General features: G+C 68.2%; 18 protein-coding genes and 1 tRNA gene. 14 read left to right on the top strand and 5 right to left on the bottom strand.

The features are described from left to right. Positions 1–4: 4 nt before the first annotated feature. From sufB to sufC, 4 genes are read left to right on the top strand one after another with little or no spacing between them, the layout of a single operon-like run. Positions 5–1,435, top strand: a complete 1,431-nt coding sequence (sufB, locus tag VFW71_11555; GenBank protein ID HEU5003397.1) for a Fe-S cluster assembly protein SufB — start codon at positions 5–7, stop codon at positions 1,433–1,435. Positions 1,436–1,477: 42 nt separating this feature from the next. Next, positions 1,478–2,698 carry a Fe-S cluster assembly protein SufD gene (sufD, locus tag VFW71_11550; GenBank protein ID HEU5003396.1) on the top strand — a complete coding sequence of 407 codons (1,221 nt, stop codon included), beginning with the start codon at positions 1,478–1,480 and terminating at the stop codon, positions 2,696–2,698. Positions 2,699–2,701: 3 nt separating this feature from the next. Next, positions 2,702–3,016, top strand: a complete 315-nt coding sequence (locus VFW71_11545; GenBank protein ID HEU5003395.1) for a non-heme iron oxygenase ferredoxin subunit — start codon at positions 2,702–2,704, stop codon at positions 3,014–3,016. 33 nt (positions 3,017–3,049) lie between these two features. Beyond that, positions 3,050–3,841, top strand: a complete 792-nt coding sequence (sufC, locus tag VFW71_11540) for a Fe-S cluster assembly ATPase SufC (GenBank protein ID HEU5003394.1) — start codon at positions 3,050–3,052, stop codon at positions 3,839–3,841. A gap of 450 nt (positions 3,842–4,291) precedes the next feature. On the opposite strand, the gene VFW71_11535 is transcribed toward sufC, so the two are convergent. Together VFW71_11535 and VFW71_11530 are read right to left on the bottom strand one after the other, a co-directional pair. Continuing rightward, positions 4,292–4,504 (bottom strand): hypothetical protein, encoded by a 213-nt coding sequence (locus VFW71_11535; protein ID HEU5003393.1) that lies wholly within the window; start codon positions 4,502–4,504, stop codon positions 4,292–4,294. 19 nt (positions 4,505–4,523) lie between these two features. Further along, positions 4,524–4,922 (bottom strand): PPOX class F420-dependent oxidoreductase, encoded by a 399-nt coding sequence (locus VFW71_11530; GenBank protein ID HEU5003392.1) that lies wholly within the window; start codon positions 4,920–4,922, stop codon positions 4,524–4,526. Between the two features lie 99 nt (positions 4,923–5,021). Between VFW71_11530 and VFW71_11525 the strand changes: the two genes are divergently transcribed. The 8 genes from VFW71_11525 to VFW71_11490 all read left to right on the top strand — a co-directional run bounded on the left by VFW71_11525 (position 5,022) and on the right by VFW71_11490 (position 10,287). Further along, positions 5,022–6,251 carry a cysteine desulfurase gene (locus VFW71_11525; protein ID HEU5003391.1) on the top strand — a complete coding sequence of 410 codons (1,230 nt, stop codon included), beginning with the start codon at positions 5,022–5,024 and terminating at the stop codon, positions 6,249–6,251. Further along, positions 6,248–6,691: an SUF system NifU family Fe-S cluster assembly protein gene (locus tag VFW71_11520; GenBank protein ID HEU5003390.1), complete on the top strand. Its 444-nt coding sequence runs from the start codon at positions 6,248–6,250 to the stop codon at positions 6,689–6,691. The genes VFW71_11525 and VFW71_11520 overlap by 4 nt, the downstream gene beginning before the upstream one ends. A gap of 36 nt (positions 6,692–6,727) precedes the next feature. Beyond that, positions 6,728–7,288, top strand: coding sequence for a PadR family transcriptional regulator (locus VFW71_11515; GenBank protein ID HEU5003389.1), 561 nt, complete (start codon positions 6,728–6,730; stop codon positions 7,286–7,288). 96 nt (positions 7,289–7,384) lie between these two features. Continuing rightward, on the top strand, positions 7,385–7,672 hold the full coding sequence (locus VFW71_11510; GenBank protein HEU5003388.1) for a hypothetical protein: 288 nt from the start codon (positions 7,385–7,387) through the stop codon (positions 7,670–7,672). After that, positions 7,669–8,052, top strand: a complete 384-nt coding sequence (locus VFW71_11505) for a twitching motility protein PilT (protein ID HEU5003387.1) — start codon at positions 7,669–7,671, stop codon at positions 8,050–8,052. The genes VFW71_11510 and VFW71_11505 overlap by 4 nt, the downstream gene beginning before the upstream one ends. A gap of 69 nt (positions 8,053–8,121) precedes the next feature. Further along, positions 8,122–8,907, top strand: a complete 786-nt coding sequence (locus VFW71_11500; GenBank protein ID HEU5003386.1) for a helix-turn-helix domain-containing protein — start codon at positions 8,122–8,124, stop codon at positions 8,905–8,907. Positions 8,908–8,991: 84 nt separating this feature from the next. Then, entirely contained in the window at positions 8,992–9,840 is an 849-nt protein-coding gene (locus VFW71_11495; protein ID HEU5003385.1) for a sulfurtransferase, read from the top strand. Positions 9,841–9,933: 93 nt separating this feature from the next. Continuing rightward, positions 9,934–10,287 carry a DUF309 domain-containing protein gene (locus VFW71_11490; GenBank protein HEU5003384.1) on the top strand — a complete coding sequence of 118 codons (354 nt, stop codon included), beginning with the start codon at positions 9,934–9,936 and terminating at the stop codon, positions 10,285–10,287. A gap of 90 nt (positions 10,288–10,377) precedes the next feature. On the opposite strand, the gene thiI is transcribed toward VFW71_11490, so the two are convergent. From thiI to VFW71_11475, 3 genes are all read right to left on the bottom strand, one after another. Beyond that, entirely contained in the window at positions 10,378–11,544 is a 1,167-nt protein-coding gene (gene thiI, locus VFW71_11485) for a tRNA uracil 4-sulfurtransferase ThiI (GenBank protein HEU5003383.1), read from the bottom strand. Beyond that, the gene (locus VFW71_11480) at positions 11,541–11,882 is read right to left on the bottom strand and encodes an Lrp/AsnC ligand binding domain-containing protein (protein ID HEU5003382.1); all 342 of its coding nucleotides are present in this window, start codon (positions 11,880–11,882) and stop codon (positions 11,541–11,543) included. The genes thiI and VFW71_11480 overlap by 4 nt, the downstream gene beginning before the upstream one ends. Positions 11,883–11,943: 61 nt before the next feature. Further along, entirely contained in the window at positions 11,944–12,840 is an 897-nt protein-coding gene (locus VFW71_11475) for a sigma-70 family RNA polymerase sigma factor (GenBank protein HEU5003381.1), read from the bottom strand. A gap of 425 nt (positions 12,841–13,265) precedes the next feature. Here VFW71_11475 and VFW71_11470 point away from each other — a divergent pair, with 425 nt between their 5' ends. Both VFW71_11470 and VFW71_11465 read left to right on the top strand, forming a co-directional pair. Next, positions 13,266–13,724: a DUF523 domain-containing protein gene (locus VFW71_11470; GenBank protein ID HEU5003380.1), complete on the top strand. Its 459-nt coding sequence runs from the start codon at positions 13,266–13,268 to the stop codon at positions 13,722–13,724. A 115-nt stretch (positions 13,725–13,839) separates the two neighbouring features. Beyond that, positions 13,840–13,911 (top strand) — tRNA-Val (locus tag VFW71_11465). Positions 13,912–14,639: the final 728 nt, after the last annotated feature.

Below are 14,639 nucleotides of genomic sequence, written 5' to 3'. Positions count from 1 at the left end.
CCTTATGGCTACCCAGGCGCAAGATCCGATCCTGACCGAGAACGAAGAGGTCCGCCAGCTCAAGGAGACCTACAAGTACGGCTGGTCGGACGCCACCAACTACATCGAGAAGCCCCAGCGCGGGTTGAGCCACGAGGTCATCGACCAGATCTCCGACCGGAAGAACGAACCGGCCTGGATGCGCAAGTATCGCCACAAGGCCCTCGATTACTTCCTGGCCCGGCCGATGCCGAAGTGGGGCGCCGACCTCTCAGGTATCGACTTCGACAACATCTACTACTACATCAAGCCCACCAACAAGGTCTCGAAGTGGGAGGACATGCCGCCCGAGATCCGCGACACCTGGGACAAGCTCGGCATCCCCGAGGCGGAAAAGAGCTACCTCGGGGGCGTGACCGCCCAGTACGAGTCCGAGGTCGTCTACCACTCCACCAAGAAGGAGCTGGAGAACCTCGGCGTCATCTTCACCGACATGGATTCCGCCCTCCGGGAGCACGAGGACATCGTCAAGGAGTACTTCGGCTCCATCATCCCCGCCAACGACAACAAGTTCGCCGCCTTGAACTCGGCGGTGTGGTCGGGCGGCTCGTTCATCTATGTGCCCAAGGGCGTCTCGGTGGAGATCCCGCTCCAGGCCTACTTCCGGATCAACCAGGAGAACATGGGCCAGTTCGAGCGGACGATGATCATCGTGGACGAGGGTGCCTGGGTGCACTACGTCGAGGGCTGCTCGGCACCGGTGTACTCCAGCGACTCGCTGCACTCCGCCGTGGTGGAGATCATCGTCAAGCCCCACGCCCGCTGCCGCTACACCACGATCCAGAACTGGTCCAACAACGTGTACAACCTGGTCACCAAGCGGGCCGTCGCCTACGAGCACGCCACGATGGAGTGGGTGGACGGCAACCTGGGCTCCAAGGTGACGATGAAGTACCCGGCCATCTACCTCCTCGGCGAGGGGGCGAAGGGCGAGGTGCTCTCGGTGGCTTACGCCGGCGACGGCCAGCACCAGGACGCCGGCGGCAAGGTGGTGCACGCCGCCCCGAACACACAGTCCAGCATCATCTCGAAGTCGATCTCCAAGGACGGCGGCCGGGCCGGGTACCGGGGCCTGGTGCGGGTGGAGGACGGCGCCACGAAGGCGAAGTCCAACGTCCGCTGCGACGCCCTGATCCTGGACGAGGCGTCCCGCTCGGACACCTACCCCTACATCGAGATCGAGGAGGAGACCGCCTCCATCGGCCATGAGGCGACCGTGTCCCGGGTGGGCGAGGAGCAGCTCTTCTACTTGCAGAGCCGGGGCATCGACGAAGCCGAGGCGATGAGCCTCATCGTCCGGGGCTTCATCGAGCCGATCACCAAGGAGCTGCCGCTGGAGTACGCAGTGGAGCTCAACCGGCTGATCCAGCTGCAGATGGAGGGCTCCGTCGGGTAAGCCCGCTCTTTTTTGGCGGGCACCCACGGGGGACCAGCGCATATGGGGTTCACACAGCACGATGTCGAGGAACTGAGCCGCGCGCTCGACGAGCCCGGGTGGCTGACCGAACGCCGCCTGGAGGCCTGGGGCTACGTCGAGAAGCTGGAGCTGCCCGCCGAGCGGGACGAGCCCTGGCGCTACACCGATCTGCGCCGGCTCAAGTTCTCCCTGGACCAGTTCTCGGCGGCCCCGCCGGAGCCGTTCGACGCCGCCCTGACCCTCCCCCGCACCCCGGCGCTCGAGGAGCAGGGCGTGGTCCTGCTGCCGCTCTACAACGCCCTGCAGACCAGGCCCGAGCTGGTCCGCCAGCATCTCTTCAGCCTGTACCACCCGGGCCAGGACATCTTCACCGGCCTGCACGCCGCCCTGTTCGCCGGGGGAACGTTCCTCTACGTGCCCCGGGGGGTCGACGTCGAGGTGCCGATCGAGGCGACCCGGACGCTCTCGGCAGCCGGCACCGGGTCGTTCCCCCACACCCTCGTGGTGGTGGAGGAGGGGGCCAGCGTGGTGTTCGTGGACCGGTTCGAGTCGCCGGACCTGGCTTCACCCACCCTGTCCGACGCGGGCATCGAGGTCGTGGCCGGGGCCGGGTCGCACGTGACCGTCGTGTCCCTGCAGGAGTATGGGCGGGGGGTGTGGCACTTCTTGACCCATCGGGGGTCCATCGGCGCCCAGGCCACCATGCGCAGCCTGGTGGTGACGCTGGGGGCCACCTTCTCCCGGGCGCAGGTGGAGAACTTGCTGGCCGGCGAGCATGCGTCGCTGCAGATGCTCGGCCTGTACTTCGCCGAGGCCAACCAGCACTTCGACATGCGCACGCTGCAGGACCACGCCGCCCCGGCGTGCACCTCCGACCTGCTGTACAAGGGGGCGCTCAAGGACACCGCCCACACGGTGTACTCCGGCCTCATCCGGGTGCACGAGGGGGCCGCCAAGACCGACGCCTACCAGGCGAACCGCAACCTCGTGCTCTCCGACCACGCCAAGGCCGACTCCAAGCCCGAACTCGAGATCCTGAACAACGACGTGCGCTGCACCCATGGCTCGACCGTCGGCCAGATCGACGAGGCCCAGCTGTTCTACCTGCAGTCCCGGGGGATCTCGAAGGAGGAAGCCGAGCGCCTCATCGCCCTCGGCTTCTTCGAGGACGTCATCAACCGGGTGGGCGTCGAGTCCCTGCAGGCCACGCTGCGCGAGGCCATCGCGCGGAAGCTGGGGTAGGCCGTGGCGGATTGGGTGCGAGTCGCCGGCGAGGGCGACGTCAAGGAGGACGACATGATCCAGGTGATGGTGGACGGCGAGCCGGTCCTCCTGGGCAACGTCGAGGGCGAGCTACTGGCCATCAGCGACATCTGCAGCCACGAGTACGTCGAGCTGCACGATGGCTGGCTGGAGGACGGCGAGGTGGAGTGCCCGATGCACGGGTCCAAATTCTCCCTGCGGACCGGGGCGGTGCGGGGCCTTCCCGCCACCCGGCCGGTGCCGGCCTATGAAGTGAAGGTGGAGGGCGGGGACGTCTACGTGCGAGGCCCGCGGTGAGCCGCGAGAACAAGCGAAGAGGAGTGGTGACCTATGGCTGAGCCGATCCTGCTGATCGAAGACCTTCACGCTCAAGTTGAGGGTAAGGAGATCCTCCGAGGCGTCGATTTAAAGATCCTCCCCGGGGAGATCCACGCCATCATGGGACCGAACGGGTCCGGGAAGTCCACGTTGGCCAATGTGCTCATGGGCAAGCCCGGCTATGTGCTCTCGCAGGGCACCGTTGTGTTCCGGGGGCAGAACCTGCACGGCCTGGCCCCCGAGGAACGGGCCCGCCTCGGCATGTTCCTGGCCTTCCAGAACCCGACCGAGATCCCCGGGGTGTCGGTGGTCAACTTCCTGCGCACCGCCTACAACGCCTCGAGGGCGGACGCCCCGTTGGGCGCCATGGACTTCCGGCGCTACCTGCAGACCAAGATGGACATGCTGGGCGTGGGCAATGAGCTCATCAACCGCTACGTCAACCAGGGCTTCTCGGGCGGCGAGCGCAAGCGGGCCGAGGTGCTGCAGATGGCCGTGCTGGACCCCGAGCTGTCCATCCTGGACGAGACCGACACCGGCCTGGACATCGACGCTCTGCGGGAGGTCGCCGGCGGTGTGATGAAGATCCACAACGAGGCCCGGGGGATGCTGCTCATCACCCACTACCAGCGCCTGCTGAACTACATCGAGCCGACGTTCATCCACGTGCTGCTCGGGGGCCGCATCGTGCGGTCCGGGGGCAAGGAGCTGGCCCAGGAGCTGGAGGCGAAGGGCTACGAGCAGTTCCGCACCGACGCCGGGATCCCGGAGACCGAGCCGCTGACGGACCAAGCCCCGGCGTAAGCCGGGCCGGGGCCGTTGAGGGGCCGCGGGGGCGGGCGCGCGTCGCGGGCGGGGGCCGGCCGGGGCAGTTCTGGGGAAATTTTTCGGTGTTTTGACGGAATTTAGTCCCCAAAAGTCGACCGCCCATCGCAAACCCCGTTCCCATCGACGTCGATCCGGCGGGGGGCACCGACCGCCAGCGCAGGCAGCTGTGCGTCTGTGAGTGTTTGAGGGTGCTATAGGGAACTCAGCACTCACAGACATTCTCGAGGTGCAGCAATGGGTGTTGCACCTCGGGCCACTCGGATCTAGCGGCCGCCCGATGTGATCGGTTAAGCATGATCGAGGGAATGGTCATGAGGTCGATGGGCCCGCAAAACGCGGTGCAAAGTGACCTCATCGTCCCTCACGCCGGCTGGTACGAGCCGAACGGCGTCCCGGCGTACGGCACCGCCGCCAGCTGAGGCCGGGCTACAGGATCCGTTTTTCGGGCGGCGGCGGTCGGCGGTGCCCGGCCCTCGCCCACTGCCAGGCGATGGTGCGGGCCACGAACGCCAGCCCGATCGCGACCACCAGCACCCCGAAGTTGCGCACCACCGCCCCCACGATCAGCAGGATGCCGGCGGCCACCGTCAACACGATGGCGAGGATCAGGAGCTTGCGCCGCTTCTCGGGCGTAATCACTGGGCGATCACCGCCGCCTTCACTGCCCGGTCACGTGGGTCGGCACGAACGACACGACCACCCGCTCCTCCCCGGGACTGGGCGGGAACTGCTGGCCGCGGTAGCGCAGCGACATCTCGTTGATGTACGCCCGGTCGGGGTCATCGCTGATCTGGGCCACCCCCCGGAGCTCCAGGTAGCGCTCGGGCCGCTCGGGGTCGGTGATGGTCGCCGAGATCCGGGGGTCGCGGCGCAGGTTGCGGTACTTCTGGCGGGCCTTCGTGGTGCTGAAGGCCAGCCGCTGGCCGTCCCAGCCGAACCACACCGGGTGGGACTGGGGCTCGCCCCGGGGGCCGATTGTGGCAACGTGGGCCAAGGCCCTGCTGGCCAGGATGGGGGCGTGGCTGGGGGGTACCTCCGTCCGCCCGGCCGGTGCCATGGCAATCTCCTCTCATTAGTACGGTGAATATAGTGCTAATCTGGACCGGGAGCAGGAACCCCCGGCGGAGTAGCACCGAGGCAGGAGTACGATACGGAAATGGACGCCCGAGAGCTGCGCAAGGATTTCCCTGTGCTCGACCAGGAAGTGAACGGCCACCGCCTCGCTTACCTGGACAACGCCGCAACCTCGCAGAAGCCCAACCAGGTGATCGATGAGCTATCCCGGTTCTTGCGGGAGGACAACGCCAATGTCCACCGGTCGGTGCACACGCTGGGGGAGCGGGCGACGGTGCTCTACGAGAGCGCCCGGGGCAAGGTCGCCGAGCTGATCGGGGCCCCCGGCCCCACCGGACTGGTCTTCACCAAGTCGGCCACGGAGAGCCTCAATCTCCTGGCCTACGCCTGGGCCCGCCACAACCTGGCCGAGGGCGACGAGATCGTCACCACCGAGATGGAGCACCACTCCAACCTGGTCAGCTGGCAGCTGGCCTGCGAGGACACCGGCGCCCACCTCCGGGCAATCCCGGTGAACGACGGTGCCACCCTTGACCTCGAAGCCTTCGAGAAGATGCTGACCCCGCGGGTACGCCTGGTGACCGTGACCCACGTCTCCAACGTGCTGGGCACGATCAACCCGGTGGCCGAGATCGCTGCCATGGCTCACCAGGTCGGCGCCGTGGTGGTGTGCGACGGCGCCCAGGCGGTGCCGCATATGCCGGTGGACGTCGCCGCCCTCGGGTGCGACTTCTACGTCGGCACCGGGCACAAGATGTGCGCCACCACCGGGATCGGCTTCGTCTGGGGCCGCCCCGAGCTGTTGGAGGCCATGCACCCCTTCCACGGCGGCGGCGAGATGATCAGCGACGTCTGGCTGGACCACTCGACCTACAACGAGGTGCCCTACAAGTTCGAGGCCGGGACACCGCCATTCGCCGAGGCCGTCAGCCTGGGAGCAGCGATCGACTACCTCAACGGCATCGGCATCAAGGCGATCCGGGACCACGAGGTGGAGCTCACCCGCTACGGGCTGGAGCGCCTCTCCGAGGTGCCGGGCATGACCATCTACGGCCCCCGGGACGCCGAGGTCAAGGGCGGCGTGATCGCCTTCAACCTGGGCGACGTCCACGCCCACGACGTCGGCACGATCATGGACACCCAGGGGGTGGCCATCCGGGCGGGACACCATTGCGCCAAGCCCCTCATGCGTAAACTGGGTGTGCCGGCTACCGCTCGCGCATCCTTTTACCTGTACAACACTGAGGAGGAGGTCGACGCTCTCGTGGAGGCGCTCGCAGAAGTGACGAAGCTGTTCGGGGTGGGCGCGTGAGCGGCCTCGACGAGCTCTACAAGGAGGTCATCCTCGACCACTACCGGTCGCCCCGGAACCGGGGCAAGCTCGACCCGGCCGACTTCGATCTGCACCGCGACAACCCCCTGTGCGGCGACGAGGTCCACCTGTTCGGGGTCGTCGAGGACGGCCAGCTGACCGGCGTGTCCTTCGAGGGCAAGGGGTGCTCGATCTCACAGGCCTCCACCTCGATGATGACCGAGAAGGTCAAGGGCGTGAGCCTCGCCGATGCCGAGGAGCTGGCGCACCTGTTCAAGAAGATGATGCAGGGGGAGGCCTCCCCGGACCCGGACAAGCTGGGCGACCTCGCCGCCCTGCAAGGTGTGCAGAAGTACCCGGTCCGGATCAAGTGCGCCCTGCTCGGATGGAACACCCTGCTCGAAGGGCTGAAGGCCTACAAGGACAAGCAGGGCTCCTAGCGGGGCCTCGGGCTCATGGCCGAGCCGGCGAGGCTCATGACTGAACCAGCGGGGCCGGCGCCCGCCGAGTTGAACTCCACCGCGGCGTCGCTGCTGGGCTTCCTCGAGACCTTCGGCCCGCTGTCGGGCTACGACATCGTCTCGCTGGTCGAGGCCTCGATCGGCTACTTCTGGAACGTCACCCGCAGCCAGGTGTACCGGGAGTTGGCCCGCCTGGCGGACGGGGGGCTGGTGACCGAGGGGGAGTCCGGGCACCGCGCCCGGCGGCCGTACACCATCACGCCCGCCGGGAGCGAGGCGTTCGCCGGCTGGCTGGCGGCGACGCCCGGGCCGGACATCATGCGGCTGCCGTTCCTGCTGACGTATTTCTTCGGCCAGCACCTCGACCCCTCGTTGCTGGCGGCCTTCGCCGCCGTGCACCGGGGGGTGCACCAGGAACGCCTGGACTACTTCCGCTCGATCATCCCCAAGCTGGCCGACGAGCAGCCCTTCATGGCCCACGTCGCCGAGCTGGGCGTGGCCTACGAGGAGGCGATGCTGGCCTGGTTCGACGGCATCCCCGAGCGCCTGGGGCGGTCGGCCGCGGTGCCGGAGTAGGGGACCGGGCGGGGTCGACGCAGCCCAAGGGACTCCGGCGTGGCAGCCGGGAACATCCGTGCTACCACGCAAGTGCTATGTCTGTAGGATAAATGTATGACGAAGGGACGGCTCTCGGTCTCGGTCGAGGCAGATCTCATCCAGGCGGGACGGGCAGCAGTCGATGCGGGGCAGGCGGACAGCGTCAGCGCCTGGGTCGCCGAGGCCCTCCGGTTGAAGGTCGATCACGATCGTCGGATGCGAGCGCTCGATGCTTTTGTTGCCGCCTACGAAGCTGAGCACGGGGTGATCGGCGATGACGAGATCGCAGGTGCGGTGCGCCGAGCCCGGGCTCGGGCGACGGTGGTGAGGAGCCAACCCGGCGACGCGGTCGGAATGCCTTGAGCCTGATCCTCGACGCTGGGCCATTTCTTGCCGTCGAGCGCGCCGACCGCGATGTTGTGGCCCTCCTGAAGCGTGAGCAGCTCGCCGGGCGTTTGCCGATCACCCACGGTGGGATCGTCGCACAGGTATGGCGGACCGGGACTGGTCGCCAAGCGAATCTCGCCCGGCTGCTCGCAGCCGCCGAGGTGAAACCGCTGGACGAAGAGTTGGGCAAAGCGGCGGGCGTCCTGCTGAGGCTCACCGGCGGCGCCGACGACGCGATCGATTCGGCGCTGGTGTGCCTGGCACGCGACGGGGATGAGATCCTGACGTCCGACCCGGGGGACCTTCGTGATCTTGCCGAAGCCGCCGGCCTCCAGATCGATGTAGTCCCGGTGTAGGAGGCCCTCGCCGGGTTTTCTCACTTTAGCCCTTGATAAACCGGGGAAATGCGGTAGACTCGCGTCGTCATGCCTGTGGGAGACGACCATTCTGTCAAAGCCGCTAAGGCGCTCGCGCTCCCAACCCGTTCGGCCATCCTCGCCCACCTGCTGAAGTCGGGCTCCCTCACCGCCAAGGAAGTGGCGGACGAGTTCTCGCTGCACGCCAACGTCGCCCGGGCCCACCTCGACCTGCTGGTGGAGGCCGGGTTCCTCGCCACCGGGGTGCGCCGCAAACGCAAGGGCCGCCCCGCCAAGGTGTATTTCACCTGGGAGGGCGAGATGGGGGCCCTCGAGGACTGGGAGGTCTCGCCGCCGGCCGCCGAGAGCGTCGCCGAGGCCCAGATCATCGAGACCGCCCCTGAGCCGTTCCCCGTCCTGGCGGTGACGACGAGCCCTTACCGCCTGATCGCTGCCCTGCTGATCCGCCTGGTGGAACGCCTCGACGACCCCAGCATCTATGCCCTCGCCGAGCAGGTCGCCCGGGAGGAGGGCCGCAAGCTGGTGCTGGGCTACCGCGGGGGCGGGCTCGACTTCGCCGCCGCCGTCAAGGCGATGGTCGAGGAGCTGTCCCGCTTCTCGCCCCAGTCTCAGATCGTGCGCCTGGACAGCGACTACGCCGAGATCGACACCCCGGACTGCGCTTTCCGGGACATCGCCCTGGAGCACTCCGACCTGGTGGCCGTGATGGATCCCGCCCTCAAGGAGGGGGCCATGGCCGCCCTCGGGCACCCGAGCGACGTCGAGGTCGAGGCGTCGGTGGCCCGGGGCGACCCGTCGTGCAGGGAGATCATCCGGCGCCGTGCGGCGCCCTGACTGCCCAACCTGACTGCGAATCTGACTCCGGAGCAGCAACGCTTCCCCGTTGTCCCACCTGCAGCATGAGAAAGGAGCAGTGCAATGGCTGAGTACGCCAACCCCGCGACGCTGATCTCGGACGACGAGCTGGCTGGCCGGCTCGACGACCCGAGCCTGGTGGTGGTCGAGATCGACGAGGACACCACGCTGTACCAGAAGGGCCACATCCCGGGTGCCATCGCCTGGAACTGGAAGACCGACCTGCACGACCCGCTCCGCCGGGACTTCATCAACCAGAAGCAGCTGGCCGCCCTGCTGGCCCGCTCCGGCGTCGGGGCCGACACCACCGTCGTGCTCTACGCCGGCAACAACAACTGGTTCGCCGCCTACGCCTACTGGGTGCTGCGCTACCTCGGCTTCGACAACGTGGTCCTGCTCAACGGCGGCCGCAAGAAGTGGGAGCTGCAGTCACGGGAGCTGACCCAGGAGGTCCCCACCCCGTCGGCACCAACGTCGGCCGCCAAGATCGGTGCGCTCCGGCCCGAGATCCGTGCGCTGCGGGACGAGGTCCTCTCGGCCGTCGCCGGGGGCGCCCACGCCTACGTCGACGTGCGCTCGCCCGAGGAGTTCCGGGGTGACCTCCTCGCCCCGCCGCACCTCCCCCAGGAGCAGGCTCAGGTGCCGGGCCACATCCCCGGTGCCGCCAACGTCCCGTGGAGCAAAGCGGCCGCCGAGGACGGGACCTTCCGCAGTGCCGACGAGCTGAAGGAGCTCTACGGCGGCGTCGGCATCACCGGCGACAAGGAGACCATCGCCTACTGCCGCATCGGCGAGCGCTCGTCGCACACCTGGTTCGTGCTCACCGAGCTGCTGGGCATCGGCAATGTGAAGAACTACGACGGGTCCTGGACCGAGTACGGCTCACTGGTGGGGGTGCCGGTCGAGCGCTGAAGCGACCGGTTCGACCTCCTGGGTGGGGTGCCCGCCGCGCGCGGGTAGTGCGCCCTGTTCAAACACCCTGCTGTAGATGTAGGTTGTCGCTCTGTGACGGGTTCCCTCGGCGAGTTGCCCCCCCATCTCGTCGAGGGGATCCGTCTTTTTCATGCCGGGAAGTACCTGCCGGCCCACGAGACCCTCGAGGAGTACTGGATCGACGCCCCGGCGCCCGAGCGAGACTTCTACCAGGGCCTCATCCAGCTGGCGACCGGCTTCCACCACCTGACCCGGGGGAATGCCCGGGGGGCGGCGCTGCAGTTCGCCAAGGCCCGCAAGCACCTCGCCGGCTACCCGTCGCCCTACTTGTCGGTGGATGTGGACGGGGTGCGGGCGTTCCTGGGTGCGGTCGATGTGTCGGCAGGGCCGGAGGCGGTGGTGGCGCCGCGGCTCACGCTTGGCTAGGGCCTTCCCCTGGGGTGGGCTCCGCATACCTGCACGCGTAGTACAGCCAGGGGATGTACCACTCCTCCAACATTGGCCGGGAAGGCCGGCTCAGGCCGGGAAGCGGCGCACCTCGGCATTCGCTAGGGCCTTGGCCACCAGAGCGTCCACCTCGAGCGCCTGCTCTGCCCCCTCGAGGTCGTTGGCCCGGGCCCGGGTCGCCGCCTGGCGGGGGGCGAAGAGCACGCAGCAGTCCTGGTGGGGGTCGATGGAGATCTCGTAGGTGCCGATCCGGCGGGCGAGGGCCTCGATCTCGACCTTGTCCCGGCCGATCAGCGGGCGGAGCACCGGGAGATGGCGGACCACCCTGTCGATGACCCGCAGGTTCGGGAGGGTCTGGGAGGCCACCTGGCCGAGGCTCTCGCCGGTCACCAGCGCCTCGGCGCCCACCTGGAGGGCCAGGGCCTCGGCGATGCGCATCATGAAGCGGCGGTAGAGCACCGTGCGCAGCTCGGCGGGGGCGGTGACGACGATCTCGGCCTGCACGTCGCCGAAGGGGACCAGCCAGAGGTCGACCTCGCGCAGCCAGGGGGCGAGGTGTTCCGCCAGGCGGGCGGCCTGCCGGGCGCTGGAGGGGTCCGAGTAGGGCTGGCCGTGGAAGTGGACGGCGGTGATCGCCGCCCCCCGCTTGGCGAGCTCCCAGGTGGCGACGGGGGAGTCGATTCCGCCGGACAGGAGGGCGACCACCCGCCCGGCCGACGTCGCCGGCAGCCCGCCCGGACCGGGGAGGCGCTCGGCGTACAGGTACGCCTTGTTGCGGACCAGCTCGATGTAGCAGGTCCACTCGGCGTTGCTCAGGTCCACCCGGGCCCCGCTGGCGTCCTTGACCGCCTGGCCGACCACCTCGTTGACCCGCTGCGAGGACTCCGGGAACGAGGAGTTGCCCCGCCGCGCCCGGATGCGGAAGGACTCGAAGGGGGTCTGCTCCGCCAGGGCGAGGGCCATCGCCACGACCGCATCCATTTCGCCCGGGGCGGTGAAGGCGGGGGAGAAGCTGACCAGGCCGAATACCCTCGCCATGCGCTCGAGGATGGTGTTGAGGGCGGCATCAGGCCGCAGCTCGACCAGGATCCGGCCCGGGATGGCGTGCACGTGGCCGTAGCCGGTGTCCCGCAGGGCGCGGCGCAGGTTGTCGACGAGGCGGCGCTCGAAGAACGAGCGGTTGTGGCCCTTGAGGCCGACCTCGTGATAGTGGGCGACGACGACGTCGGGGGTCATCGGGGGTTGCTCGGGTCGGGGGCCTGTCCGCTTTCGGGTGGGCCGGCGTCGGGTGGGCCGGCGTCGAAGCCGATCGAGAAGATGCGGTCGAGGTCGTGGCGGGAGAACACCTGCAGGGCGAGGAAGGTCTCGCTGGCGGTCACGCCCGGGATCTTGTCGATCTGGCCCGCGATGGCGCTGCCCAACTCGTCCTGGTCGTGGACGCGCAGGATCGCCACCAGGTCCCACGGCCCGGTGACCGAGTAGACCTCGGAGACGGCCGGCAGCTCGGCGATGGCCTGGCCGGTCTCCGGGATCGAGTGGACGTCCACCTTCAACAGCACGATGGCGGTGATCACCGCGGGTTCCCCTCCCTGCGCTGTTGGCCCGGCTTGTGGTGCGCTGCGGCGCTGCGGAGCGTTACAGCGACACCATGTCCCGGAGCTTACCGGGGCTGGAGGGGTGGCGGAGCTTGGAGAGCGCCTTGGCCTCGATCTGGCGGATGCGCTCCCGGGTCAGGGCGAACTCCCGGCCGACCTCCTCGAGGGTGCGGGGTTCGCCGGTCAGCAGCCCGAAGCGCAGGGCCAGGACCTTGCGCTCCCGCTCGGTCAGGGCGTCGAGCATCCGCCACAGGTCCTCCTGGCGCAGCGTGAGGGCGGCCGCCTCGAAGGGCCCCTGGGCCTCGGTGTCCTGGATGAAGTCGCCCAGCTCGGCGTCCTCGTCGCCCACCGGCTCGTGGATCGAGACCGGCTCGGGCAGCACCCGGAAGGCCTCACGGACCTTGTCGGAGGTCATCTCGGCGGCGGCGGCGATCTCGTCGATGGAGGGTTCCCGGCCCAGGTTCTCGATGAGCTCCGCCTGCACCTTGCGCACCCGGTAGAGCGTCTCGACCATGTGCACCGGGATCCGGATCGTCCGGGCCTTGTCGGCGATGGCCCGGGTGATGGCCTGGCGGATCCACCAGGTGGCGTAGGTGGAGAACTTGAAGCCCCGGCGGTAGTCGAACTTCTCGACCGCCCGCATGAGGCCGAGGTTGCCCTCCTGGATGAGGTCGAGCAGGGGCAGGCCGGCGGCCGAGTACTTCTTGGCGATCGACACCACGAGGCGCAGGTTGGACTGGATGAAGCGCCGGCGCGCGGCCCGGCCGGTATCAATCGTCCGGCGCAGATCCTCGGCCCGGCGAGCGGACAGCCTGCCCTTGGGCGTGGTGAGCTGGGGCTCGGCCTCGTTGCCCGCCTCGATGGCCTTGGCGAGCTCGACCTCGTCGATGTCGGTGAGCAGCGGGTACTGGCCGATCTCGCGGAGGTACTGGCGCACGAGATCCTCGTGCGGGGCCTCCTCCCTGGGGCCGGTGGTCCCGGGCTCGTAGTCGTCGTAGCGGTCGGAGCGTCGCACTCTGGGTTCCTTGGGGCCGGGGTCCTTGGTGGGGCCTCTGGTGGGACTGTTGTTGAGCTGCTGTGGGGCTCTTGTGTGCGGCTCTGGATGGGGCCTTTCGGGCGGGCGCTGGGGAGTCCGTTGGGGAGGAGCCGCTCTGTATACATCGGCGGGTCGGCCGCTCCAGTGTAGCCCCGACTTGACAACTTGACAAGGTTTTTTCATCAGTTCAAGCAAAGGGTCTCAAACCCGTATTATCCTGAGTCTCGTCTTGTGGCACCCTTGCGGCGGACTGTGAATCCTCCGGTTCGGACTGGTTGGGGTACGGTCTGGGGGTGAACCCCTCTAGGCTCGACTCGGATGGCCCGGTGCTGGTTTCGGCCTGCCTGGCGGGGCTCGCCACCACGCACGATGGGCGCTCGAAGCCCAACGCCGTGGTCATGGACCTCGTTCGGCGGGGCCGGGCGGTGCTGGTGTGCCCGGAGCAGCTCGGGGGCCTGCCGACGCCGAGGCGGCCGGCCGAGATAGTCGCCGGTTCTGCCGAGGCCGATGGCGCCTCGGTGGTCGCGGGGTCGGCCGCGGTGGTGGACTCCGAGGGGGTCGATGTGACCGCCCAGTACCTGCGGGGGGCCGGGGAGGCGCTGAAGGCGGCCCGGCTGGCGGGGTGCTCCGTGGCGGTGCTGAAGGCCCGCTCGCCGTCGTGCGGGAGCGGGAGGATCCATAACGGGACGTTCTCCGGTGTCCTGAAGGACGGCGTGGGCGTGACGACCGCGCTGCTGCGGGAGGCGGGGATCACAGTTGTGTCCGAGGAGGATCTGGGCCGCTAGGGGCTGGGGGTCTGGGGGCCTGGATTCGTGCTGGTGGGTGACGCGTGGGGAAGGCGGTCGGTCTACGGACCGTGCGACGTATAGTTTCCCGGGCGAACACCGTCGCCCATGACCCGGGCGCTTAGCTCAGCGGGAGAGCACTGCCCTTACAAGGCAGGGGTCGCTGGTTCGAGCCCAGCAGCGCCCACGCATTGACGATGGGTTCGATATCTAGAGAATTTGTTTAGTGCGGAAACATGAGTCAATAGGGCGAGTCGCCGACGCGCATGGTCCACTTCAGATCCTCGGCGGCCCCGCCACCTCACGGCAGAGGACCCGGGGAGAAGAGTCTGTCCGTCACTCTAACTTGGGCGCTACCATGGAAGAATGCCGAACCGCTTGCGAATTAAGATCAATTTAGGCGGACGAGAGAAACCGGTGAATGCGGGCGCCGGGTCCGTAGGGAAAGCCGATGCGCCCCGGTCCAAGGCTTATGGTCACCACGAGAACTGGGGCCCGCCTCTCTTGGGGGTCAAGCTGGGGGCCACCAAGGATGACCCACCCAGTCAATCGCCCTGGCGGCCTCCCAACACGGAGCCCATGGAGCGAGGTACGTGGTTTCGAACAGCTTTCCGCCCGACGGTTGGAGGTTGGGTCATGGGGTTCTTGGCTGTCCCGGCGGTGATCCTGACGATGAGCCAGGCCACGAGGTCTGCCGGTACGCACGGACCCTTTGGCGCAGCGCTATTCGTGGACGGTGTGTGGTTCGCCTTTGACGCTATGAACGCTGCTATTTGTCAAGGGCCGTTGAGTTCTGCCCGGTGACGGCCACTACACCTGCCCAAGGATGGCCACGAAAACTTGCCCACTGGCGGCCGTGGGGAGTGCCGGTAGGTTTGGCTTCTCGGCCTCACCTCCCCCTGGTGGACGGATCGG

It is taken from the genome of Actinomycetota bacterium (assembly GCA_035765775.1).
In the GTDB taxonomy this organism is placed as follows: Bacteria; Actinomycetota; CADDZG01; order JAHWKV01; family JAOPZY01; genus DASTWV01.
Note: the sequence above shows the minus strand (reverse complement) of the source record. Positions and strands in the feature narration are given on the sequence as shown.

Excerpts from the sequence above, each read along its gene's own strand:
- VFW71_11530 (HEU5003392.1), bottom strand. The coding sequence starts at position 4,922 with ATGGCACCGGCCGGGCGGACGGAGGTACCCCCCAGCCACGCCCCCATC.
- VFW71_11525 (HEU5003391.1), top strand. The coding sequence starts at position 5,022 with ATGGACGCCCGAGAGCTGCGCAAGGATTTCCCTGTGCTCGACCAGGAA.
- VFW71_11495 (HEU5003385.1), top strand. The coding sequence starts at position 8,992 with ATGGCTGAGTACGCCAACCCCGCGACGCTGATCTCGGACGACGAGCTG.
- sufD (HEU5003396.1), top strand. The coding sequence starts at position 1,478 with ATGGGGTTCACACAGCACGATGTCGAGGAACTGAGCCGCGCGCTCGAC.
- VFW71_11515 (HEU5003389.1), top strand. The coding sequence starts at position 6,728 with ATGACTGAACCAGCGGGGCCGGCGCCCGCCGAGTTGAACTCCACCGCG.
- thiI (HEU5003383.1), bottom strand. The coding sequence starts at position 11,544 with ATGACCCCCGACGTCGTCGTCGCCCACTATCACGAGGTCGGCCTCAAG.
- VFW71_11500 (HEU5003386.1), top strand. The coding sequence starts at position 8,122 with ATGCCTGTGGGAGACGACCATTCTGTCAAAGCCGCTAAGGCGCTCGCG.
- sufC (HEU5003394.1), top strand. The coding sequence starts at position 3,050 with ATGGCTGAGCCGATCCTGCTGATCGAAGACCTTCACGCTCAAGTTGAG.
- VFW71_11510 (HEU5003388.1), top strand. The coding sequence starts at position 7,385 with ATGACGAAGGGACGGCTCTCGGTCTCGGTCGAGGCAGATCTCATCCAG.
- sufB (HEU5003397.1), top strand. The coding sequence starts at position 5 with ATGGCTACCCAGGCGCAAGATCCGATCCTGACCGAGAACGAAGAGGTC.